This is a genomic window from Volucribacter psittacicida (assembly GCF_004339025.1).
In the GTDB taxonomy this organism is placed as follows: Bacteria; Pseudomonadota; Gammaproteobacteria; order Enterobacterales; family Pasteurellaceae; genus Volucribacter; species Volucribacter psittacicida.
In genome coordinates, this window is record NZ_SMFT01000002.1 from 492222 (window position 1) to 514569 (window position 22348).

General features: G+C 39.0%; 26 protein-coding genes and 1 pseudogene. 9 read left to right on the forward strand and 18 right to left on the reverse strand.

The features are described 5' to 3' along the window. Window positions 1–94: 94 nt before the first annotated feature. Window positions 95–1087: an aspartate--ammonia ligase gene (asnA, locus tag EV694_RS05700; protein ID WP_132690408.1), complete on the reverse strand. Its 993-nt coding sequence runs from the start codon at window positions 1085–1087 to the stop codon at window positions 95–97. A 171-nt stretch (window positions 1088–1258) separates the two neighbouring features. Here asnA and asnC point away from each other — a divergent pair, with 171 nt between their 5' ends. Further along, window positions 1259–1711, forward strand: coding sequence for a transcriptional regulator AsnC (asnC, locus tag EV694_RS05705; RefSeq protein WP_132690410.1), 453 nt, complete (start codon window positions 1259–1261; stop codon window positions 1709–1711). Window positions 1712–1744: 33 nt separating this feature from the next. Here the strand turns inward: asnC and EV694_RS05710 are convergent, their stop codons facing one another. Beyond that, window positions 1745–2218 carry a low molecular weight protein-tyrosine-phosphatase gene (locus EV694_RS05710; RefSeq protein ID WP_132690412.1) on the reverse strand — a complete coding sequence of 158 codons (474 nt, stop codon included), beginning with the start codon at window positions 2216–2218 and terminating at the stop codon, window positions 1745–1747. A gap of 129 nt (window positions 2219–2347) precedes the next feature. Between EV694_RS05710 and envC the strand changes: the two genes are divergently transcribed. Genes envC through greB form a run of 3 tightly spaced genes read left to right on the forward strand, consistent with a single transcriptional unit; the run spans window position 2348 to window position 4897 of the window. Further along, the gene (gene envC / locus EV694_RS05715) at window positions 2348–3574 is read left to right on the forward strand and encodes a murein hydrolase activator EnvC (protein WP_132690414.1); all 1227 of its coding nucleotides are present in this window, start codon (window positions 2348–2350) and stop codon (window positions 3572–3574) included. A 35-nt stretch (window positions 3575–3609) separates the two neighbouring features. Next, a complete protein-coding gene (locus EV694_RS05720) occupies window positions 3610–4404 on the forward strand; it encodes a divergent polysaccharide deacetylase family protein (protein WP_424580051.1) in 795 nt (264 codons plus the stop codon). Between the two features lie 16 nt (window positions 4405–4420). Beyond that, window positions 4421–4897 (forward strand): transcription elongation factor GreB, encoded by a 477-nt coding sequence (gene greB / locus EV694_RS05725; RefSeq protein ID WP_132690418.1) that lies wholly within the window; start codon window positions 4421–4423, stop codon window positions 4895–4897. A gap of 6 nt (window positions 4898–4903) precedes the next feature. Here greB and EV694_RS05730 read toward each other — a convergent pair whose 3' ends face one another. The 5 genes from EV694_RS05730 to EV694_RS05750 all read right to left on the reverse strand — a co-directional run bounded on the left by EV694_RS05730 (window position 4904) and on the right by EV694_RS05750 (window position 7961). Continuing rightward, on the reverse strand, window positions 4904–5338 hold the full coding sequence (locus EV694_RS05730) for a SoxR reducing system RseC family protein (protein ID WP_132690420.1): 435 nt from the start codon (window positions 5336–5338) through the stop codon (window positions 4904–4906). Between the two features lie 14 nt (window positions 5339–5352). Beyond that, a complete protein-coding gene (rseB, locus tag EV694_RS05735; protein WP_132690422.1) occupies window positions 5353–6306 on the reverse strand; it encodes a sigma-E factor regulatory protein RseB in 954 nt (317 codons plus the stop codon). 78 nt (window positions 6307–6384) lie between these two features. Continuing rightward, window positions 6385–6945, reverse strand: a complete 561-nt coding sequence (locus EV694_RS05740) for a sigma-E factor negative regulatory protein (RefSeq protein WP_132690424.1) — start codon at window positions 6943–6945, stop codon at window positions 6385–6387. Between the two features lie 60 nt (window positions 6946–7005). Beyond that, window positions 7006–7581 (reverse strand): RNA polymerase sigma factor RpoE, encoded by a 576-nt coding sequence (rpoE, locus tag EV694_RS05745; protein ID WP_132690426.1) that lies wholly within the window; start codon window positions 7579–7581, stop codon window positions 7006–7008. A gap of 131 nt (window positions 7582–7712) precedes the next feature. Beyond that, a complete protein-coding gene (locus EV694_RS05750) occupies window positions 7713–7961 on the reverse strand; it encodes an FAD assembly factor SdhE (RefSeq protein ID WP_132690428.1) in 249 nt (82 codons plus the stop codon). A gap of 109 nt (window positions 7962–8070) precedes the next feature. On the opposite strand from EV694_RS05750, the gene EV694_RS05755 reads away from it, so the two are divergent. Next, window positions 8071–10383, forward strand: a complete 2313-nt coding sequence (locus EV694_RS05755; protein ID WP_132690430.1) for a Tex family protein — start codon at window positions 8071–8073, stop codon at window positions 10381–10383. A 54-nt stretch (window positions 10384–10437) separates the two neighbouring features. Here the strand turns inward: EV694_RS05755 and nlpD are convergent, their stop codons facing one another. Genes nlpD through ftsB form a run of 8 tightly spaced genes read right to left on the reverse strand, consistent with a single transcriptional unit; the run spans window position 10438 to window position 16016 of the window. Continuing rightward, a complete protein-coding gene (nlpD, locus tag EV694_RS05760; RefSeq protein WP_132690432.1) occupies window positions 10438–11589 on the reverse strand; it encodes a murein hydrolase activator NlpD in 1152 nt (383 codons plus the stop codon). Window positions 11590–11619: 30 nt separating this feature from the next. Next, complete coding sequence (locus tag EV694_RS05765; RefSeq protein WP_132690434.1) at window positions 11620–12195, reverse strand: YqaA family protein; 576 nt, start codon at window positions 12193–12195, stop codon at window positions 11620–11622. Then, window positions 12192–12818: a protein-L-isoaspartate(D-aspartate) O-methyltransferase gene (locus tag EV694_RS05770; RefSeq protein WP_132690436.1), complete on the reverse strand. Its 627-nt coding sequence runs from the start codon at window positions 12816–12818 to the stop codon at window positions 12192–12194. The genes EV694_RS05765 and EV694_RS05770 overlap by 4 nt, the downstream gene beginning before the upstream one ends. A 2-nt stretch (window positions 12819–12820) precedes the next feature. Beyond that, entirely contained in the window at window positions 12821–13561 is a 741-nt protein-coding gene (gene surE, locus EV694_RS05775; RefSeq protein WP_132690438.1) for a 5'/3'-nucleotidase SurE, read from the reverse strand. Continuing rightward, window positions 13561–14571 (reverse strand): tRNA pseudouridine(13) synthase TruD, encoded by a 1011-nt coding sequence (truD, locus tag EV694_RS05780; RefSeq protein ID WP_132690440.1) that lies wholly within the window; start codon window positions 14569–14571, stop codon window positions 13561–13563. Before truD ends, surE begins: the two co-directional genes overlap by 1 nt. Next, complete coding sequence (ispF, locus tag EV694_RS05785; RefSeq protein WP_132690442.1) at window positions 14565–15047, reverse strand: 2-C-methyl-D-erythritol 2,4-cyclodiphosphate synthase; 483 nt, start codon at window positions 15045–15047, stop codon at window positions 14565–14567. Before ispF ends, truD begins: the two co-directional genes overlap by 7 nt. Window position 15048: 1 nt before the next feature. Beyond that, window positions 15049–15738 (reverse strand): 2-C-methyl-D-erythritol 4-phosphate cytidylyltransferase, encoded by a 690-nt coding sequence (ispD, locus tag EV694_RS05790; RefSeq protein WP_132690444.1) that lies wholly within the window; start codon window positions 15736–15738, stop codon window positions 15049–15051. Continuing rightward, window positions 15738–16016, reverse strand: coding sequence for a cell division protein FtsB (gene ftsB, locus EV694_RS05795; RefSeq protein WP_132690446.1), 279 nt, complete (start codon window positions 16014–16016; stop codon window positions 15738–15740). Before ftsB ends, ispD begins: the two co-directional genes overlap by 1 nt. Before the next feature lie 179 nt (window positions 16017–16195). Between ftsB and acuR the strand changes: the two genes are divergently transcribed. Together acuR and acuI are read left to right on the forward strand one after the other, a co-directional pair. Beyond that, the gene (gene acuR / locus EV694_RS05800; RefSeq protein ID WP_132690448.1) at window positions 16196–16834 is read left to right on the forward strand and encodes an acrylate utilization transcriptional regulator AcuR; all 639 of its coding nucleotides are present in this window, start codon (window positions 16196–16198) and stop codon (window positions 16832–16834) included. After that, window positions 16812–17792 carry an acrylyl-CoA reductase (NADPH) gene (gene acuI / locus EV694_RS05805; protein ID WP_132690450.1) on the forward strand — a complete coding sequence of 327 codons (981 nt, stop codon included), beginning with the start codon at window positions 16812–16814 and terminating at the stop codon, window positions 17790–17792. Before acuR ends, acuI begins: the two co-directional genes overlap by 23 nt. Window positions 17793–17939: 147 nt before the next feature. Here acuI and EV694_RS05810 read toward each other — a convergent pair. The 3 genes and pseudogenes from EV694_RS05810 to EV694_RS05820 all read right to left on the reverse strand — a co-directional run bounded on the left by EV694_RS05810 (window position 17940) and on the right by EV694_RS05820 (window position 21379). After that, window positions 17940–19534: pseudogene (locus tag EV694_RS05810) on the reverse strand (DUF6119 family protein). A gap of 396 nt (window positions 19535–19930) precedes the next feature. Next, window positions 19931–20419, reverse strand: coding sequence for a GNAT family N-acetyltransferase (locus EV694_RS05815; RefSeq protein WP_132690452.1), 489 nt, complete (start codon window positions 20417–20419; stop codon window positions 19931–19933). Between the two features lie 63 nt (window positions 20420–20482). Further along, window positions 20483–21379 (reverse strand): LysR family transcriptional regulator, encoded by an 897-nt coding sequence (locus tag EV694_RS05820; protein WP_165865502.1) that lies wholly within the window; start codon window positions 21377–21379, stop codon window positions 20483–20485. Between the two features lie 100 nt (window positions 21380–21479). Between EV694_RS05820 and EV694_RS05825 the strand changes: the two genes are divergently transcribed. Beyond that, window positions 21480–21893: a PACE efflux transporter gene (locus EV694_RS05825; protein ID WP_132690456.1), complete on the forward strand. Its 414-nt coding sequence runs from the start codon at window positions 21480–21482 to the stop codon at window positions 21891–21893. Window positions 21894–22027: 134 nt separating this feature from the next. Continuing rightward, on the forward strand, window positions 22028–22315 hold the full coding sequence (locus EV694_RS05830) for a putative quinol monooxygenase (RefSeq protein ID WP_132690458.1): 288 nt from the start codon (window positions 22028–22030) through the stop codon (window positions 22313–22315). The last annotated feature ends 33 nt before the right edge of the window (window positions 22316–22348 follow it).

A 22348-nucleotide genomic window follows, 5' to 3' on the forward strand; every position in this document is an offset into this window, starting at 1 on the left:
AGAAAGGCAATGTTATCCTTTTATAAAAAAGAAAAGTGCGGTCAAAAATAAAAATATTTTGACCGCACTTCTACATTCAATCAGCAAGGATAACTTATAAAATATGCTCAAATTCCTGCATCACTGATTTTGGCCATACACTACATTGCACTTCGCCAATATGTTTTTTCTGTAATAACAACATAACAAGACGAGATTGCCCAATGCCACCGCCGATAGTTTGCGGTAAACGACCGTTAATTAAATCTTGGTGCCAATCAAATTTTAAGCGTTCTTCATCGCCTTTAATGGCAAGTTGGCGGCGTAAAGCGACCTCATCAACACGAATCCCCATTGAAGAAAGCTCAAATGCACTCTCTAATACAGGGTTCCATACTAAAATATCGCCATTTAAGCCTTTATATTCACCTTCTGATGGCGTCGTCCAGTCATCATAATCTGGCGCACGAACATCATGTGGTTTACCATTAGATAGCTCGCCACCAATCCCAATTAAAAATACCGCTCCGTATTCTTTACAGATCGCATTTTCACGTTGTTTATCATTCATTTCTGGGAAACGCTTAACCAAATCTTCGGTATGTACAAAGGTAATTTGCTCAGGTAAAAATGATTTTAATCCAAATTTTTCATCGACTAAGGCTTCCGTTTCACGAATTGCCGCATAAATGGAACGTACAGTTTGTTTTAAATAATCTAAGTTACGCGATCCTTCTGGCATAACTTTTTCCCAATCCCATTGATCCACATAAACAGAGTGCGTGCGATCTAAAGAATCTTCATCAGGACGCAATGCTTTCATGTGAACAAATAGCCCTTCATTTGGTTTAAACCCAAAACGTGCTAGGGTATGACGTTTCCATTTGGCGAGAGAATGCACAACTTCAAAGGTGGCATCTGTGATCTGCTTCACATTTACTTGCACAGCTTTCTCTGTACCTGAAAGATTATCTTGAATACCATTGCCCACTTGGCTTAAGATTGGACCTTGAACTTCAACAATACCTAAATGCTCAATTAATTTTTCAGTAAAGGTATTTTTGGCAAAACTAATTTCTTGTTGTTGTAAAATAAATGATTTTTTCATCTTATATCGCCTTTGTAGAATACATTTTTATAATTTTTATTTATATTGCGCGCATTATTCAATAATATGTTGATCTAATTCAATAGATTTAATCATTATTTGCAAACGATATAGATAATATATAATAAAGATAGGCTTATTTCATAAAAAATATAAAAACGGAGCAAAATTATGCACCAAATTGATAATTTAGATCAAAATATACTACGCGTATTAACTAAAGATGCCCGCACACCTTACGCTGAAATGGCAAAAAACTTTGGTGTCAGCCCTGGCACTATTCACGTTAGGGTTGAAAAAATGCGACAGGCGAACATTATTGAAGGCACCAAAATTAGAATTAATGAGCGTAAACTTGGTTATGATGTGTGCTGTTTTATTGGCATTATCCTAAAGAGTGCCAAAGACTATGAAAAAGTCATTAAGCAGTTAGAAAGTTTTGATGAAGTGGTAGAGGCTTATTACACAACAGGAAATTATTCTATCTTTATTAAAGTAATGACCCATACGATTGAAGAATTACATCATGTCCTTGTAACAAAAATTCAATTAATTGATGAAATTCAATCCACTGAAACCTTAATTTCTATGCAAAATCCGATTAAGCGTGATATTAAACCCTAATATTCATTTACGAGGGCAAACTGCCCTCAATGATTATTTCGTTAATTGTTGTTGTAGTTTTACCATCAACGCATCACAGCATTGATCGAGTAAATCATAGGTTTGTTGGAAATCACCTGTATACCAAGGATCTGGGATATGATCATAGTCTAATGTTGGACAAAGATCGGTCACTTTAAATAATTTTTGTTTATCTGCTTGGAAAAAAGCCTGTAAATCTCGCAAATTCTGATTATCCATCGCAATAATATAGTCAAATTGTTGCCAATCTTGCGAACGTATTTTACGACTGACAAAGCCTTGTTTATCAATATGATATTGACGCAATATTTTTGCTGTACCTTGATGCATATCTTCGCCGTCGTGATAGCCAGCGGTGCCTGCACTATCCACAATGACTTGCTTATCCAATTTGGCTTTTTTCAATTTATCACGCAATAAATATTCAGCCATAGGCGAGCGGCAAATGTTACCTAGGCAAACAAACAGCACTGAACGTTGTAGCATATTTTTCTCCTCTGAATGATGAAGGCAATATTATAATGAACCCTAGACAAAAGCCAATATTTCGCATTAAGCGAAAAAATGCTATATTTAGTCCCCTTAATTTGTTTTGGGAATGTAATTTTAAAAAATATGATCAGATTTTGGCTAAAAGGAAAAACTCGGCAAATTTATACCGCACTTTTATTGAGTTGTGGTTATTTACCCTACTTATTTGCCAATGATCTTTCACAAATTCAGCAACAAATTAAACAGACTGAACAGCAAATAGCCCAGCAAAAACAACAACAGCAGCAATTACAAAACCAATTAAAAAATCAAGAAACCCATATTAATCAAGTGGTTAATCAATTACGTCAAGTAGAAAGTGAATTACGAGAAAGCAATAGACTCATTCAAGAAACGGCACAACAAATTCAACAACTTGAAAAACAACAACAACGGCAAAAAGCGCAATTAGCTAAACAATTAGACTCAGCCTATCGTACTGGCACCAACCCTGCTTTATTAGAAAAATTATTATCAGAAAAAGCACAAGATGCCGATCGTATGAAAAGATATTATGAGCATATCAATCAGGCTCGCATAGAATTAATTGAAGAGTTAAAACAAACACAACAGCAATTAGCCGAAAATCAAGCCTTTATTGAACAACAAAGGCAACAACAGCAACAACAATTAACAAGCCAAAAACAGCAACAACAAGCATTACAACGCACACAAAACGAACGACAAAAAACCCTTAATCAATTAAACAAAACCTTGCAACAAGATGAAAATCGCTTAGCACAATTAAAAGCCAATGAAAACGCATTAAAACAGCAAATTCAACGGGCAGAAAAAGTCGCTCGTCAGCAAGAACAACGAGAACGAGAGGCCTATGCCCAGAAAAAAGCGGAGGCCGAGCGTAAAAATAACCGTCCTTATCAACCCACTGCACAAGAGCAACAATTATTACGTCAAACCGCAGGGCTTGGACAGCCTCGTAAGCAATATGCCTTCCCAGTGGTAGGCAATATTTTACATCGTTATGGCGCAAGCCAAGTAGGCGAATTAAAATGGAAAGGTATTGTTATTGGTGCCAAGACAGGCACAGCGGTCAAAGCCATTGCTGATGGAAGAGTGATTTTAGCGAATTGGTTACAAGGCTATGGCTTAGTTGTCGTCATTGATCATGGTAAAGGCGATATGAGCTTATATGGTTATAATCAAGCACTGGCTGTCAAAGAGGGAAATTTAGTGCGAGCGGGACAAAAAATCGCCGAAGTTGGGAACTCTGGTGGGCAAGGACGTTCTTCCCTGTATTTTGAAATCCGCCGTCAAGGTAATGCAGTAAATCCAATAGGTTGGTTAAAATGATCAAAAAATTGAGACAAAGTGCGGTAATTTTTAGCATGATTTTTTCTGTTATTCCTCAAGTTTATGCTGGTAAACTCGCCATTGTGATTGATGATATAGGTTATCGTCAACGTGAAGACAGTGCGATTTATGCCTTACCGCCACAAATTGCTGTCGCCATTATTCCCGCTGCCCCCTATGCCAAACAACGTAATCAGCTAGCTTATCAACAAGGGCGAGATATTCTTATTCACTTACCTATGCAAGCCAAAAACAATATGAAATTAGAACTTGGCGGCATTTATCTGGGTATGAGCCAAAATGAAGTAGCACAACGTGTTGCTAATGCAAAAAACATCGTATCCTATGCCATAGGATTAAATAATCATACAGGAAGTGCGGCAACCTCTAATGCCCCTTTAATGGAAAATTTAATGCTGGCTTTACGACAACATCATTTATTTTTTCTTGATAGCCGCACTATTGGAAGCAGTGTTGCCAGTAAAATTGCTCGCCAACAGGGTATAAAAGCGCTCGATCGTGATATTTTCTTAGATGATAGCGATCACTTCCATGATGTACAAAACCAGTTCCAACGAGCAATTCAATATGCACGCAAACAAGGAAAAGCCGTAGTCATTGGGCACCCTCGCCCTAATACCATTAAAGTTTTGCAAGCAGGTTTACGTCAATTACCCCCTGATATTCAATTAGTGAGTATTAGTAGTCTATGGCGTAACGAAAAAATCACCCCAGCAAAACCTTTTATTCTGTTATTTAGCCAACAAGCCGCCCCAACATCTACCCCACCTTTTGAACCTGTGGTAGGATTGCGAGGTATGCCACAATAAACACAGCGACATCACCATGGCAAAATCAAACTATATTACTCGAGCAGGCTGGAATGCCTTAGATCAAGAATTAAAATACCTTTGGAAAGAAGAACGCCCAAAAGTTACCCAAGCGGTTTCAGAGGCGGCGGCATTAGGCGATCGCAGTGAAAATGCAGAATATATTTATGGAAAACGACGTTTACGAGAAATTGATCGCCGAGTACGTTTTCTAATGAAACGATTAGAAGTTTTACAAATTGTGGATTATCATCCACGCCAAGAAGGCAAAGTCTTTTTCGGTGCTTGGGTTGAAGTAGAAAATCAACAAGGAGAAATCAAACAATATCGTATTGTTGGTTGCGATGAATTTGATCCCGCTAAAAATTGGATTTCCATTGACTCGCCTGTAGCAAGAGCCTTGATTGGCAAGCAAATTGACGATGAAATCAAGGTACAAACCCCTTCGGGTTTAAATACCTTGTATATTAATCGGATTTGGTATCGAGAATAATTACACTTACCCAACAACCCTCAACAAAATAGGTTGATAGGCTTCACGTTGGTTAAGGCGTTTGCTGTACCAGCGGACAAAAATGAAACTGAAGGTGGTTGTGAGAAGAATTAGGCTTGCGCGGGTCAGTTCGCTTGTAAAAATACCTTCAGTGAGGAAAGTGGTTAGTAAAATACTTAATAAGGGGACGATATACATTAAAAGTGCGGTAAAAATAAGGGATTTTTCGGCTAATCCGATTTGCACAATTTGTCCTGCTTTAAGTGGCGTTAGGCTTTCTACGGTAAATATATGTTTCCCTTTTTCTCCCGCTAATTCAGAAAGTACCGCGGTTCCACAACCTTGCTTTGCCGCGCAACTACCACAAGCGGATTGGCTTTCACATTGTACTTTCGCTATGCCATTACAGTAACTCAATACCACCGCATTTTCTGTCAACATAATACTTCTCCCCTTTATTTGGAATGAAATTGAACATCTTGCACAATGCGTTTTGCTGTTGTCAGGGGGATTTGCCCGATTAAAGTCACTTCTTTATTATTAATGGTTTCACTATAAATGGTGTAAGCCCCTTGTTTCCACACCATTTCTTGATTTTCAGGTAATGCACTGTCTGAAACATATAAGTTAAAAGAAAATAGCTGATCACTGTAAGATTGGCTTTCGATCAGGTCATTATCCACTTGTTGGCGGGCGGTTTTTATTTGGTGGAAACCATTAGGTACCCAGCTCGGTGCCCAATCCATTTTTTCTATCAATGGTTCAACATTTTTTTGATTAATGCTTGGTGGAAAATAGGCGGAATTAATGTAATTAAGCAAGGGATTAGGATCATCAAGCATATACATATTTAATACGCGAAATTGTTCTAATAGATTCCCTTCACGATCAAGTAAGTCGCTACGCAATAATAAGTGGTTTTGTTCATCAATGAATAAAACATATTGATAGCGGAAATTATCTTTAGGTTGAATACGTATGGTTTGCACTACTCGATTAGCAATGCGATTGCGTCCAATATTGGTAAAATCATAATTTTCGGTTAAGCCTGTAAAATCGGTACGCAAAACATTGGGTAAATTATCAACAATATTATTGGCATATAAGGAGAAAGGTTGATAATTATTACCAAAATAACTGATGAGGTTATCACGTTGGATAATTTCTTGTGGGCTATTATCTAAACTTAATAATTGGGCATAGGTTTTATCATTCTCATAAATATGCCGATAACGTAAGGATAGCGTGTCAAGCGGATTAATGGCGATAAAAGATAAGTCATAATTGCCTTTTTGGGTGGCTTGGGACATTTCTACGAGTAATGCTTGTGCCTGCTCATCAGCCCAAGTAGGTAAGCTATGGGTTAATGTTAGCAAAAGTGCGGTCAGTTTTAGTAATGTTTTTTTCATATACGGGCTTCAATATTAGAAAGGGAAAAGTCTTCACTTTTCCCCTTAATTTTTGTTAAAACGTTAATGATTAATGCGTTACTGATTTTGTGCCGAATGGCTATTTACTCGACGTTGCAACTCATAATCTTGTAACATCGCTTCAATGCGTTTACTTTTTTGTTCTAGCTGATCCGCAGTAACAACATCTTGCGTTGGTGCATTGTAACTTACCGCTTGCACATTATTATTAAACGGCAAGGTTTGTAGCACAGGGGTATCCACATCGGCATTTGCCATATTATCACTGCCATTAAAAGATTGCACGCCTAATACAGCAACCAAACAAACCCCAGCGGCAACGGCAACTTGAGTAATGGGCATAAATAAACGGCGTATTTTTTGCACAAAAGGCGATTTTTCCGTTTCAGCAATAGAAGGCTGCTCTTGATAGCTTTCCTCTTTTGCAATCACTGATGCCATTTTCGCCGTAAAGTCTTCCCCTAGAATCACTTGGCTCGTTTCCTGACGCATCACAGAACGAACAAGATGAAAATGATGCCAAGTCTGCTGTAATTTCGGATCTTGGTGAATTTCATCAATAAATTGGTTACTTACTTGTTCTCCATCCATATAGGCCGAAAGTAACTCTTTTTGCATATTCATACTCCAACGTTCGGTTTATCTTTGCAATGTAATTTGGGCATTTGTGTTTTCAAATTAGCGTTGCATTAAAGGGGCGATTTTGCTTTCAATAATTTCTCTCGCACGAAATATTCTTGAGCGTACAGTGCCAACAGGGCATTCCATTATTTCTGCAATTTCTTCATAACTCATACCTTCAATTTCTCGCAAGGTAATCGCCGTTTTTAATTCTTCTTGCAAACTATTAATGGTATCAAATACGGTTTGTTTTAACTCCGCAGATAACATTAAGTTTTCTGGTGTTTCTACATCCCGTAAATGGCTACCGACTTCATAACTTTCCGCCTCTTCCGCTAAAATATCTTCTTTCGGCGGACGGCGACCTTGTGCCATTAAATAATTTTTAGCAGTATTGACTGCAATTCTATAAAGCCATGTATAGAAAGCACTTTCGCCACGAAACGAATCCAAAGAGCGGTACGCTTTTATAAAGGATTCCTGCACAACATCAGGTATATCATTAGCAGATACATAGCGACTCAGCAGTCCAGCCAGTTTATTCTGATAACGAGATACCAATAAATTAAAGGCTTTTTTATCTCCCTGCTGTACTCTTTCTACCAAAGCTTGATCTGTTAGCTGTTCACTCATGAACAGTGAATCTCCTTAAATCTGTTTCTCTCTAACAATCTTCAATATCAAAGACAGCAAGCTTGTACGTTGAGTTAGAGCGAATAACCAAAAAAAAGTTCAATCTTTTTTGTAAAGATGAACCTAATAGCCTATCTTTCCAATGTTTGTTGAATATGGGTGATCATCTCCCGCAATTCAAGGTCTTGTGGTTGAGAGCCTTTAAATAACCAAGAGAACAGCTCCAAATCAGAACAAGCCAATAAACGGATAAAAACCTCTTTTTGTTGCTCGGTTAAATGGTCAAAATGCTGTTGATAAAAGGGCATAATAATATTGTCTAACTCCAACATACCACGCCGACAATCCCACTCAATTCTTAATTTATTATATTTGCTCATCATTTAATCCAAAATATCCATAATTAGGGGTTATTTTAACATAAAAATTTGAGCCAACAGGCTAAAACAAGTATCCTATGGGCAATTTTAACTTAACACAATGAAACTTATGTTAAATCAACAAATCAGCCAAATTATTGCCGCCGAATTAGCGGTACAACCTCAACAAATTCTCGCCGCCATAGGCTTACTTGATGATGGTAATACCATTCCTTTTATTGCACGTTACCGCAAAGAGGTAACAGGGGGGCTTGATGATAGCCAATTACGCCATTTTGAAAGCCGTCTAACCTATTTGCGTGAATTAGAAGATCGCCGCCAAACTATCTTGAAATCCATTGATGAACAAGGCAAATTAACCGACGCTTTGCAACAAAAAATCCTCGCTTGCCAAAGTAAAACCGAACTTGAAGATCTTTATTTGCCTTATAAACCAAAACGGCGTACCAAAGGGCAAATTGCCATTGAAGCAGGGCTTGAACCCCTTGCGGATTTATTATGGCAAAATCCACAAACCGATCCTGAACTTGCTGCCACAGATTATCTTAATGCAGAGCAAGGTTTTGCTGATAGCAAAGCGGTATTAGATGGGGCGCGTTATATTTTAATGGAACGTTTTGCCGAAGATGCGGAATTATTAGCGAAAATTCGCCAATATTTAAAACAAAATGCCTTATTGATCTCTAAAGTCATTGCAGGTAAAGAAAATGATGGGGCAAAATTCCAAGATTATTTTGATCACCAAGAATTATTACGCCAAGTGCCTTCCCATCGTGCTTTAGCGATGTTGCGAGGACGCAATGAGGGTATCTTACAACTGAGTTTAAACGCCGATCCTGAGGCCGATGAAAATAGTCGCCATAGTTATTGTGAAGAAATTATTCGCCAACATCTCAATGTCCATTTACAGCAACAACCTGCGGATAAATGGCATGAGCAAGTGATCGCTTGGACGTGGAAAATCAAAATTTCTCTGCATTTAGAAACTGAATTAATGACCGCATTACGGGAAAAAGCCGAAGAAGAGGCGATTAATGTTTTTGCCCGCAATCTCAGTGCCTTATTAATGGCCGCGCCTGCTGGCGCGAAAACCACTATTGGACTTGACCCTGGATTACGCACAGGGGTAAAAGTGGCCGTTGTGGATAACACGGGCAAATTACTGGCAACCGACACTATTTATCCCCATACAGGACAAGAACAAAAAGCAATGCTCAGTTTATTTAACTTGATCAAAACCCATCAAGTAGAGCTTATTGCCATTGGTAACGGTACAGCCTCTCGAGAAACGGAACGATTTGCCAAAGAGGTCGTCAAACAATGTGGCGAAAACAAACCGCAAACCGTGGTGGTAAGTGAGGCGGGTGCTTCCGTTTATTCCGCCTCCGAATTAGCTGCGACAGAATTTCCCGAGCTTGATGTGTCTTTGCGTGGTGCCGTATCCATTGCACGCCGATTACAAGATCCCCTTGCCGAATTAGTTAAAATTGAGCCAAAAGCCATTGGCGTTGGGCAATATCAACACGATGTTAATCAAAGTCAATTAGCACGCAAACTTGATGCAGTGGTAGAAGATTGTGTAAATGCCGTTGGGGTGGATCTCAATACTGCCTCTGCCCCTTTATTGGCAAGGGTAGCAGGTATGACCAAAACCCTCGCACAAAATATCGTGGCTTACCGTGATGAAAATGGACGCTTTGCCAGCCGTAACGACTTGAAAAAGGTGCCAAGGCTCGGTCCAAAAGCCTTTGAACAATGTGCAGGCTTTATGCGTATTGCCCAAGGCAACAATCCCTTAGATGCCTCTGGTGTCCACCCAGAAGCCTATCCTGTGGTAGAAAAAATCTTACAAGCCACCGCACAATCTATTCAACAGCTAATGGGGAATACCAGTGTCATTCGCCAACTTGATGCCAAACAATTTACCGATCAGCAATTTGGTTTACCTACCGTACAAGATATTTTCAAAGAGCTAGAAAAACCCGGACGAGATCCTCGTGGAGAGTTTAAAACCGCCACCTTTATGGACGGCGTAGAAAATATTGATGATCTCAAAGCAGGTATGATTTTGGAGGGAACAATTACCAACGTAACCAACTTTGGGGCGTTCGTGGATATTGGTGTTCATCAAGATGGTTTGGTACATATTTCCTCATTAAGCGATAAATTTGTCGATGATCCTCATCAAGTGGTTAAAACAGGGGATATTGTAAAAGTGAAAGTACTTGATGTAGATGTGGCTCGCAAACGTATCGCTTTGACAATGCGATTAGATGAAAATATTGGCGACAAAAATAATGCCAAAACTGACCGCACTTTAGCAACAAAAGCAACGAAGCCTACTCGCCAACAAAACCATAAAAACCAAAATTCAGCAATGGGTAATGCCTTTGCTGATGCCTTGAGGAATTGGAAGCAGTAAAAGCGTAGTTAAAAAGAAAGGAACACGAAATAAATGTGTTCCTTTTTTGTTTCTTTATCTCTTCGGTAAATAACGCAATGGATCAACGGATTTACCACGATAACGGATTTCAAAATGCAGTTTGACTTCGTTTGTGCCAGAGCTACCCATTTTGGCGATTTGTTGCCCTGCGGAAACGGTTTGTTGTTCTTTGACTAAAATGCTTTCATTGTGGGCATAAGCACTGAGGTAATCATCATTATGTTTAATAATGATAAGATTACCATAACCACGTAGAGCATTACCTGCATAAACCACTGTACCAGCAGCGGCAGCATTTACCGCTTGTCCTCTTGAACCACTAATATCAATGCCTTTATTACCACCGTCAGCGCTTGAGAAGCCTTGGATAATTTTACCATTTGCTGGCCAACGCCACGCAATATTGCTGGTTGGGGTTACCGTTGGTGCGGTATTTGTGATGGTTGTGGTGGTAGTCGGTGTGGTAATTGGCGTTGGATTAGGGGTTGAGATCCCTGTGGATTTTGCCGGTGCATTGGTACTTGTTGTCGCTTTGACAGGGCCAATAATGGTGCCGTCAGAACCATATTGTGTACCATTCGCTGCTGGCGTATAGGTTACCGTCGGCTCATTTACCACTTGTGTTGTTGTCGCTGTGGTTTGATTGACAGGTTGAACGCGATTATTGCTCCCATTAGACACTTTTAATACTTGCCCAATGCTTAATTGATAAGGCTCGCTCATATTGTTTAATGCGGCAAGTTCTTTTACATCTAAACCTGAAATATAGGCGATTAAGAACATAGTATCGCCCTTACGCACTTGGTAGGTTTCGCCCTTATAAAAACCTTTGTCTATTTTGCTGTAATCTGGTGCATTCGTTTGGGCATTACGAGGAATGGTAAAGTCCTGTGATACCTGGGCAGAATTTTGTTGTTGTACGCTGGTTTGAGCAGGTTGTTGCACAGGCTGAGTATAGCTTGGTGTTGTTGAAGGTTGATTTACAGGAACTTGCATACTTGCTGGCATACTTTGTTGTTGAATTTCAGGTTCCCAAGTACCGCCTGTAGCTCCTGTTGATTCGATAGGTTGCATAATGCCTGGCGTTAATGTACCGTCTGCGTTTTCTACAGGCGCTGGGGTACTAGAACTACAAGCGTTCAATACTAACCCCGCTAAAGGTAATAAGAAAAATGATTTTTTCATTGATATATCCTTTCTAAAACAGAATGAATGTTAACGTAACAGAAGATAAGCAATCACCGCTAAAACAACGACTGCCCAACCAATAATTTCAATATAACGACGTAATTGTGTCGCAAAGCGTTGCCCGCCCCAAGCCGCTAATTTTGCCACTAAGATAAAACGAGCAGCACGAGAAATAAAAGCGGTAAGAATAAAGGGTAAAAAGGCCATTTGCATTACACCAGCACAAATGGTAAACACTTTATAGGGAATTGGCGAGAAACCTGCCACAAAAACAATTAATACGCCCCAACGTTCAAACCACGACATAGCGGTTGCCCAATGGGCTTCATAACCCCATTGCACCACATAATGATGAACAAAATCAAAGGCGTAATAACCAATGGCATAACCCACTGCCCCACCTAATGCCGACGCAATAGTGGTATATAACGCATAATGCCAAGCCTTTTTCGGTTTAGACATTGACATAGGAATCAGCATCACATCAGGGGGAATAGGAAAGAAAATGGCTTCAATAAAACTCACAAAGGATAACCAAAAAGGGGCAAGTCTATGCCTTGACCATTGCATGGTTTTATCATACATCGCACCAAAAATATTCAAATAATTTCTCCTTCTACTAGGGGAACAAATTTTGCTTGTTCAATATTTTCCACATAAAAATCATCACCATAACGGGTAATGCGTTGTAATACTTGCTGATGTTCATTACCCACAGGAATAATAAGCCGTCCATTGTCCTTTAACTGGTGCAATAATGCAATAGGTACGGTTTCAGGTGCCGCCGTAACGATAATTCCGTCAAAAGGGGCTTTGGCTTGCCAACCTTGCCAACCATCATCATGTTTAAATTGAATATTATACAAATCAAGTTGTTTAAGGCGGCGTATGGCTTGCCATTGTAACTTTTTTATCCGTTCCACACTAAACACTTTGTCAGCTAGCTTGGCTAACACAGCGGTTTGATAACCGCTACCCGTACCGATTTCCAAGATATGATGATGAGGTTCAACCTGTAATAATTCGGTCATTCGTGCGGAGGTATAAGGGTGGGTTAGGGTTTGTCCTTCTGAAATAGGGACAATATCTTCATAACAACGATGTGCAAACGCCTCATCAACAAAATGCGGACGAGGGGTTTCATAAATGGCTTGCAACACACGTTCATCAGTAATGCCTTGCTGATATAACTGTTGCACCAATTTTCGCTGTTCTGGTGTCGGCATAATTAATTATCCACCCATTTTTGTAATAAGGCTAAAGAATGATGTGCTGTCATATCCGCTTGCAATGGCGTAATCGCCACATAACCTTGTTGCACCGCGTGAAAATCTGTCCCCTCACTGGCATATTCAGGTAAACCACTTGGCCCAATCCAATAAATCCGTTCATTGCGTGGATCTTGTTGTGAAATTACCTCGGCGGCAGATTCACGATAACCTAAATGACACACTTTCAAGCCTTTAATTTGTTCATAAGGCAAATCAGGCACATTAATATTAATAATTTCACGCCGCCCTTCAAGTAATTGATGATGCAATTTAGGAATTAAATCACTCACAATACGAGCCGCACTTTCATAATGCTGACGACCGTCTAAAGACACCGCAATAGCAGGCAAGCCTAAATGGCGTCCCTCCATCGCCGCCGCAACAGTGCCTGAATACAGGGTATCATCGCCTAAATTTGCTCCTGCATTAATGCCTGATACCACCAAATCAACTCGTCCAGCTAAAAAGCCATTTAAGGCTAAATGCACACAATCCGCCGGTGTACCATTGACACAATAATCGCCATTATCTAATTTATGCGGACGCAAAGGCTCAACTAAAGTCAAGGAATTAGACGCCGCACTACGATTGCGATCGGGAGCAACCACCGTAACTTCCGCAAATTGACGCAAAGCCTGTGCTAACACACGAATCCCCTCTGCATGAATACCATCATCATTACTTAATAAAATATGCATTAATTTTCCTCAATATTGACTAATTCTCGCACCACCGCAGTGGCATAACTGCCCGCAGGCAAATAAAAGGCTAATTGCAATCCCTCTGGCACAAATTGCCAAGTAAAATGCTGTGGCAATAACAATAACGGACGGCGAAGGGTTTTCACTTTTTCACGTTGCATTAAAGCTAATAATGCCGAATATTGCGGAATAATCTCTTGTTCAAAGGCTGAACTTGCTTTCTCAATATCCTCGCCAATTAACGCCCCAGTTAAATAAAGATCCCGTTGTTGCAAACGTTGCTGTAATTCCGTCAAATCGTCCTCTGGGGCGATTTTAAACCAACTCTGTGAACCGCTTAATTGCACAATATCCCCCATCATCACTTGTTCAATTAAGCCTTGTTCAAGGCGAGCCGACACAATTTGATTAAATATTTCACTGCGTGCCGCCGACAAATAAAAACTGCGTTTATGCCGATCCTTTACCTTAATTTCGCCATTCGCCCAACGAATGGCTTGGGTTAAGTTATGCCCATCACGCCCAAAACGTTGCTCTGTGAAATAATTTGGCACACCTTGTTGAGCCATATTTTGTAAGCGTTCAAGCAACGCTGGTTCTTCCACCACATTGCGTAATAACAGCTGAAAATGGTTACCCGCCAAACTACCAATACGAACTTTGCGTTGATGACGAGTCACTTGCAAAATTTCCACGCCCTCTAAATGAAATTGGCTAAAATCAGGTGTTTGTTTAGGCAAATGCAAGCAAAACCATTGTTCCGTTACCGCTTTGCGATCCTTTAAGCCCGCATAGCTCACTTGACGAAGAGGAATGCCAGCAAATTGGGCTAATTTCTCTGCCACGAACAAGGTATTACAATCACGTTTTCGCACCCACAATAGCACAAACTCTCCCTCGCAAGTCAAAGGATAACCCAAGTCCTCCACCACGCAAAAGTCTTCACATTGTGCTTTCAAAAGTGCGGTCTGTTTTGGCAACGTTTTTAAATAGGCTAAGGCTAACATACAGCTTTCACCAATAACGCCACCGCCTCACAAGCAATGCCCTCGCCACGCCCTGTAAAACCTAATTTTTCAGTGGTTGTAGCCTTAACATTCACTTGTGCAACATCACAAGCCAAATCTTCTGCAATCACCGCTCGCATTGCATCAATATGCGGACGCATTTTCGGCGCTTGTGCAATAATGGTCAAATCCACATTCCCAATCTGATACCCTTGCTGACGTACTCGTGCAAAAGCCTCTCTAAGTAAAATACGGCTATCAATATCCTTAAACTGTTGATCGGTATCAGGAAAAAGTTTACCAATATCCCCTAGTGCCACTGCGCCCAATAAAGCATCAGTCAGTGCGTGCAAAGCCACATCGCCATCAGAATGGGCAATAAACCCCGTATGATAAGGCACTTCTACCCCACCAATAATCAAAGGACGTTGTTGCCCAAAAGCATGCACATCAAAACCATGTCCAATACGTATCATCTTATTTCCTCGTTAAATAAAACTCGGCTAATGCCAAATCCTCTGGGCGTGTAACCTTAATATTATCCGCTCGCCCTGCCACTAAACGCGGATAATAGCCTGCCAGCTCCATGGCAGAGGCTTCATCGGTAACATTAAACCCCTGTGCCTTTGCTTGTAATAAAGCATTTATCAACACATCGGCTTTAAAAAATTGTGGAGTTAAAGCCAACCACAACTGACTACGATCCTCTGTTTGTTGAATACGCTTCTGATCCAAACTGCGTTTAATGGTATCCACCGCAGGAACCGCTAAAATAGCCCCATGCTCATCATTGACCTGCAATAATTTATCCAAATCTTCATGCCGTAAACAAGGGCGTGCCGCATCATGCACCAATACCCAACTTTGCTCAGGGTTTTCAATACATTGCAAACCAGCCAACACCGAATCCGCTCTGGTTTGCCCGCCATTAACCAAACAAACCTTAGAATGTTGAACCTCGGCTAATTGTGCTAAATAATGCTGATCAGAAGGAGAAACGGCTACCGCAATACGATAAATCGCAGGATAATTGATTAAACATTGCAATGTATGGGCTAAAATGGTTTTACCTTGCAATGTCAAATATTGCTTGGGGCGATCAGCTTGCATACGGCTACCAATCCCCGCCGCAGGCACTACCGCCCAAATCTTATTTGAATATGTCATTATTTATTTTCTTTCACAATACGATAAAAGGTCTCATTCGGTTTTACCATCTCATAATTCAGCCTTGCTCGCTCTTCTACCGCCTCAATCCCTTCTTTGAGATCTTTAATTTCAGCAGCAACTAATTGATTACGCTGACTTAATTTCTCATTTTCGGCTCTATGTACCACAATCTCTTTTTCTACCGCACGATAAGTGGTATATCCATTTTTACCAAACCAAAAATTAAGCTGAAAATAAATCAACAACCCCGCTAAAATGACCGTCAATAACCGCATAACACTCTTGTTTCTTTTGTTCTACTAGGTGGCATAGTTTACCTTGAAATCAACAAAATAGGCAATTTATCTTTTGGGTGAAAAATAGTCTCTAAACCATTACTATTTTTTCTTGCTTGACATTAGACCAATTAGTCCATAATATTTTAGACTATTCAGTCCAATCATAATGATACACTATGGAAAAACGTGGTCGCCCAATTAAAAAACGAACCGAAAATAACGATACGAAAACCTTATTGATCCGTACAGGGATTGCTTGGCTTACCGAAACAGGCTATCTCAATGCGGATATTAATGGAATTTTGCAACAAGCCAATGTGCCTAAAGGCTCTTTTTATTATCATTTTAAAAATAAACAAGACTTTGGACTGGCGGTTATTCAGGGCTACGGCGAATATTTTGCCAAAAAATTAGATCGTTTTCTTTTAGCAGAAAATATTCCGCCCTTACAACGTCTATTTAATTTCACGCAAGATTGCCGTCAAGGTATGCAAAAATATGCTTTTAAACGTGGCTGTTTAATTGGCAATGTCGCTCAAGAAAGTGCTTTATTACCAACGGATTACCACATCTTACTGCAACAAATTTTGCAACAATGGCAAAACAAAATTGCTCAATGTTTACACCTCGCTCAACAAGCTGAACAAATTTCCCTAACATTAGATTGTCAAGCTCTCGCGACATTCTTTTGGACAGGTTGGGAAGGTGCGGTGATGCGTGCCAAACTTAGCCAATCTGCCTTACCATTAGATAATTTTATTTATTATTTCAAACAGTTATTAGGAGATAACGATGTTCAATGCCATCTTAATTGAAAAAGATCAACAACACTACCAAGCCAAACTCCAAGCCATAGCAGAAAGCCAATTACCGCAAGAGGAAGTGTTGGTAAAAATTGATTATTCCACCCTTAACTACAAAGACGCTCTCGCCATAACGGGCAAAAGCCCTGTTGTGCGTCAATTTCCGATGGTGGCGGGTATTGATTGTGTAGGAACAGTATTAAAAAGCCAATCTGATGCCTTTAATATCGGCGATCAAGTGCTACTCAATGGCTGGGGCGTTGGCGAAAAATATTGGGGCGGTTTAGCAGAGCTTGGCTGTTTTAAAGCACAATGGCTTATTCCCCTCCCCAAATCCCTCTCACCACAACAAGCGATGTTAATCGGTACAGCGGGTTATACCGCCATGTTGTCGGTAATGGCATTACAACAACAAGGTATTACCCCTTCATCAGGCAAAATACTGGTAACTGGTGCAACAGGTGGCGTAGGCAGTTTTGCCGTTGCCATATTGGCACAGCTGGGCTATGAAGTCATTGCCTCAACAGGTAAAACAGAACAAGCAGATTGGTTACGTCAATTAGGCGCTAGGGAGATTATCGCTCGTCAAGACCTCACTGAGCCCGCTAAACCTTTAATGAAAGAACGTTGGATGGGTGTGATAGATAGTGTCGGTAGCCATACCTTAGCAAACGCTTGTGCAAGCACACAATATGGCGGTGTAGTAACCTGTTGTGGTTTGGCTCAAGGTATGGATTTTCCTGCCACTGTCGCCCCTTTTATTTTGCGTGGCATTCGCTTAATCGGTATAGACAGCGTAATCTGTCCAAAAGAAACTCGCCTTAAGGCATGGCAACAATTAAGCCAACTCGATCTCAGCCTACTCAACCAAGCCAGCCAAACTATCTACTTAGAACAAGCCATTGATTATGCCCAAAAACTCCTCAATGGCGAAACCAGTGGCAGAGTGGTGGTGGAAATGGGGAGATAACATTTCAATCTATTATTTAAAAATATCTGTTTACTCTCTCAAAGGGAGCAAACAGATAAATAACGAGTAATGATAGATAAAAAACAATCCTTTTTCATAAACAAAATATTCTTTTCTTTTAGCATCTTTTCGTTTATCGCCTGGGTATTAAGATCTTACTTTAACTATGGGAACGATACGAATACTAACTGATACCCCCATTAACTGAAGACGATTATAACAACTACGTAGATTTATCTTACTAAATAGAGGTAAATCTAAAGCCGTTGTCTTACTATCATTACTTGCAATTACATATATAATTTCAAATTCACTAGCTTTAGGTTTCTTATTTTTAGCTGGCAATTTATGTGTTTTTGGTAATTTTTTATTAACTAATGAGCGAAATTCTCCATCAGAGAGGATTAATTGCGTAGAAACTAAGCCTTGAGAAAATAAGTGACTTAATACGCTTGATCCATCGTATCTTTTAACATGAATAAGTTTCTTATCTTTAGTGTAAATATCACAAAGTTCTATTCTACTCCCACCACTACCGTAAGATATATTTTTCTTATCCATCAAAACAAATTCTTTATTATTTTCAACAACTTTTTTATTATATTCTTCTTCAGATTTCACATCATAATCTGGCAAAGAAATATTTGATACAGGAATCTCTTGAATTCTTTCATTTAACAGTGATAAAAAATCGATATCAATTTTATACCATTTTCCATTTATCAAAGTATATAAATTCTTCTCTAACTCAATCTCACAGTAAATACATTGATAAATTTTCCATTTGTATACAGGATTTTCACTCACTGTATCAATGCAGTAAATACATTGTTCTCTTAGCTTACTTATAGAAATTTCTTTATCATCATTATTCACATAATCTTCCCAACTTATATCATTATAAAGTTTTCCTCTTTTAGGTTTTTGATATCTAAAACCAGAAATATTCTCCCAATTTATAACCTCGGGAATCGAAAGCCATGTTCGTGAAAAATCCTTTTTAACAATTTTGTTAACTAGCTTTTTATCTAACTTATCCTTGGTTGAAGAATTTCTAACTTCAGACAGTCTATCTATCCAAGCAAAATTTTTTTATAAGATTCAGCCTCAAATAGTTCTAATACTTTACTTAAAAGAATAGGGAGATCATTTAAATCAAAAGATAAAGAAATTTTTAGTGAATCTTTTCCAGAAAGTTTTTTACAAAAATTTTTATCTATCGGAGATCCTGTTGCAGCATACATTAAATCTTGCTCGACATCAAAACCGAAATCAGTGAAATTCGTAGAAACACTTGCTTGATTTTTCTTATGAACAGGAGTTGCCTCCAACGTATGTGCATCCACACATCTTAATTTACGAGGATCTACGCTATTAAGAACAACACGCAAACCAAAGTTTTCTTCAAAACAGTCTGGCTTAAGAAGATAATGACCATACCCAAAAGTTAAAGCAAATTTCCTATCATTATTTTTTACTAACAAGACTGCCGAACATCCTGAATTAGATAAATCATTTAAATTATCTGTTGTTGTATATGGTTTAAAAATATTTACCCATGATGGTGTGTGAGAAGGGTTTTGCCTAGAGTATAAATCAAATCCTTCATTTTCTATTTTAACTTCTGTTTTCTTAAGTTTGGTTATATCTTGAATAGCCTCATCATCTTTTTCTAACGATTCTTTTAATAAAAAGATTGAAAGACTATATGTTTTCTTATCTTTTTTATTCTTATTCTTCATTTACATAATCTCCTATTCAATTATAAATAATTCTTTCTTTTGAATTTATATACTTTAATCAATTCATTTCACACTACATCAATTTCATCTTATTAGCAAATCATTCCTATTATGTTTATTATATTTACTTTCTAACTCCCATTATTTTTCTATCAATACAATTTTTCTTCTAGGTGTTTACAATCACTACTGTACAACGGGGTTATTTGATTTCTTTATCGGTATTTTGAATATATTATTCTCGCTCGCTAGCCAGTCGTTGAATTTTTATTCTTAATCAATATAGAACATATTGTGTTGCATTCTAGGTGTTTAGTAAAAGTTGTTTGCTATTTTGATATTTTTACTCAATTCAAATAATACCCTAAAATTACCCATCATTATCCTTATATTTTCTTAAAATTCCCCCCACGCCATCACCACCAATGTCAAATCCTCATACTCATCACATTCGCCGGTTGGGGTAAAACCGCAATTTAGCCAAAAGCGGTGGCTGCTTTCACTGTCTGAGGGGTAACTCAAAATGGCTTGGGAAATTCCGCTTTTATCTAATTGATTTAGGAATTGTTGAATAATGCTTGCTCCAATCCCTTGTCGTTGCCAAGATTGATCCACCATAAAAAAGCCGATAAGCACACAATCCTCTGTGGGGTAATGAAAAACGCCCTCCAAAACCGCAATTAAGGTTTGATTATGCCAATACCCCCAATAAAATTTATGTTCCGCTTTGGCTTGTGGCGGAAGTGCGGTCAAATTCTGGCGAATTTTATCAAGTGTTAAAGGTTCTTTCATTGCTTGATAATAATTTGGATTGCTTAAACAAAGCTGATAAACCTTTTCAAGATCTTGCTCTGTTATCGCAATAGGTTGCCAATATTGTTTCATTTTTTCTCCTTCAAAATTGTCGTCAAAGGTAACGCAAAAATATCATAAAAACCCACCGCACTTTTAGCCCTTAATGTGAGCAAAAAACTGTTTAAACATTACCAATAACCATTCGGATACTGCACCATGCGAATGGCTGCGTGAACGTAAGCATACAACCCCCACTTGATTGCCCTCAGGCTCTACCGCCAGCGGTAAACGGATTAAACGTCCATTCGCGAGATCCGCTTGCACCATTTGCTCAGGCAAATCCGCCCAGCCAATGCCTTGTAGTGCCCATTGGTAAATGGTAAGCCGATCATTGGCATACCAACAATGTTCGCTATCGCTGCCTGCAAACCATAGCTCTTGCCCGTTTAAACTACGATGAGTTAAATGCACATAATTCATCAAATCTTGAGGCGATACTTCCGCTAACTGGGCGAGCGGATGTTGTGGCGAGGCTACGGTGATAAAGCGATAATTGCCTAAAAAATGGAAATCAAATTCCACAAATTTCGCCATATCAAAATCCTTATAAATCACCCCTAACTGCACCTTGCCCTCTGCCACCATTTGCTCAATGTCAAAGGTTGAGGCGGTAATCAGGTGAAAACGTGTTTGGCGAAACTGTTGTTGCAATGGGGTAAATGCCTGTAAAAGCCCCTCGCTCCATAAACTTTCATCTATCGCTACACTGATTTCCGCCTCTTCATTGCGTTGCAACGCCAATAATTGTTGATCAAAAAAATCGGCTTGGCGTAATAATTGGCGAGCCAGAGGCAATAAACTTTTCCCCGCCGACGTCAGCGTTAGTCCGCTTTTTGACCGAATAAATAACGTTTGATTTAAGTCCACCTCTAAATTCGCCATAGCTTGGCTTACCCCTGATTGTGCCCGACCTAAGGCTCTTGCCGTTTCTGCTAATGAACCTTTTTCACTCGCCATCACAAAAATTTTTAACTGCTCTAAGCTATACATTAACCCCTCCATCCATCACAAATAATGATAGATAATAATTTTATTTATCTAAAATAACAATGGAAAATAGGCTGCCTGAATTATTTATGGAGAAGAATTTATGCCATTAAAAGAACGTATTTTTCACGCAATATTATTTGAAATCGGTGCAATCAGTGTTTCCGCACTTGCCGTTATGTTAACAGGGCAAGCAACTGCGCAAACCGCCTTTACCACGACCTTTTTGATTGGCACGATTGCGATGTTTTGGAATTTTGTGTTTAACTATTTTTTTGATAAATGGGCAACAGGCAAACGGGAGCAACGCTCGGTAAAATTAAGAATTTTCCATACCTTAAGTTTTGAAGGGGGATTATTGTTATTTACCATTCCTGTGATCGCTTATTTTCTACAACTCACTTGGCTACAAGCCTTGCTGGCGGATATTGGTTTAACCCTATTAATTACCGTTTATGCTTTTTTCTTTAATTGGGGCTATGATTTATTGCGAGTTAAGGTGTGGGTTGGCGACTAGAACTGAATAAATAATACGTTTATGCTACCTTAATAGATGTTATGATATACAGAGTCAAGTCTGTAAAGTGGTCATTGATTTTACCGTACTTGACAATGAAGATAATGAAATATTTAAAAGTTAAGGAGTTATAAATGAAAATTGTGTATGCAATTTGTCGTGTTCAACCTGAACAACAAGAAACTTTTAAGCAAATTGCTGATAAAATGGTTGTTGCTTCACAACAAGATCGGGGTTGTATTTATTATCGTTATGGTAAATTAGATAATCAAGAAAGTACTTATGTTTTTATTGAACATTGGGAAAATATGGCGGATCTCGAGCTTCATCTTCAGCAACCTCATTTTGTAGAGAATTTTCCTCTTATTGAAAAAATATTGATTTCTCCAGCGGAAATTAATATTGTAGATATAGATAGATAAAATTATCTTTTTAGAAAGAATAATTAAAATATT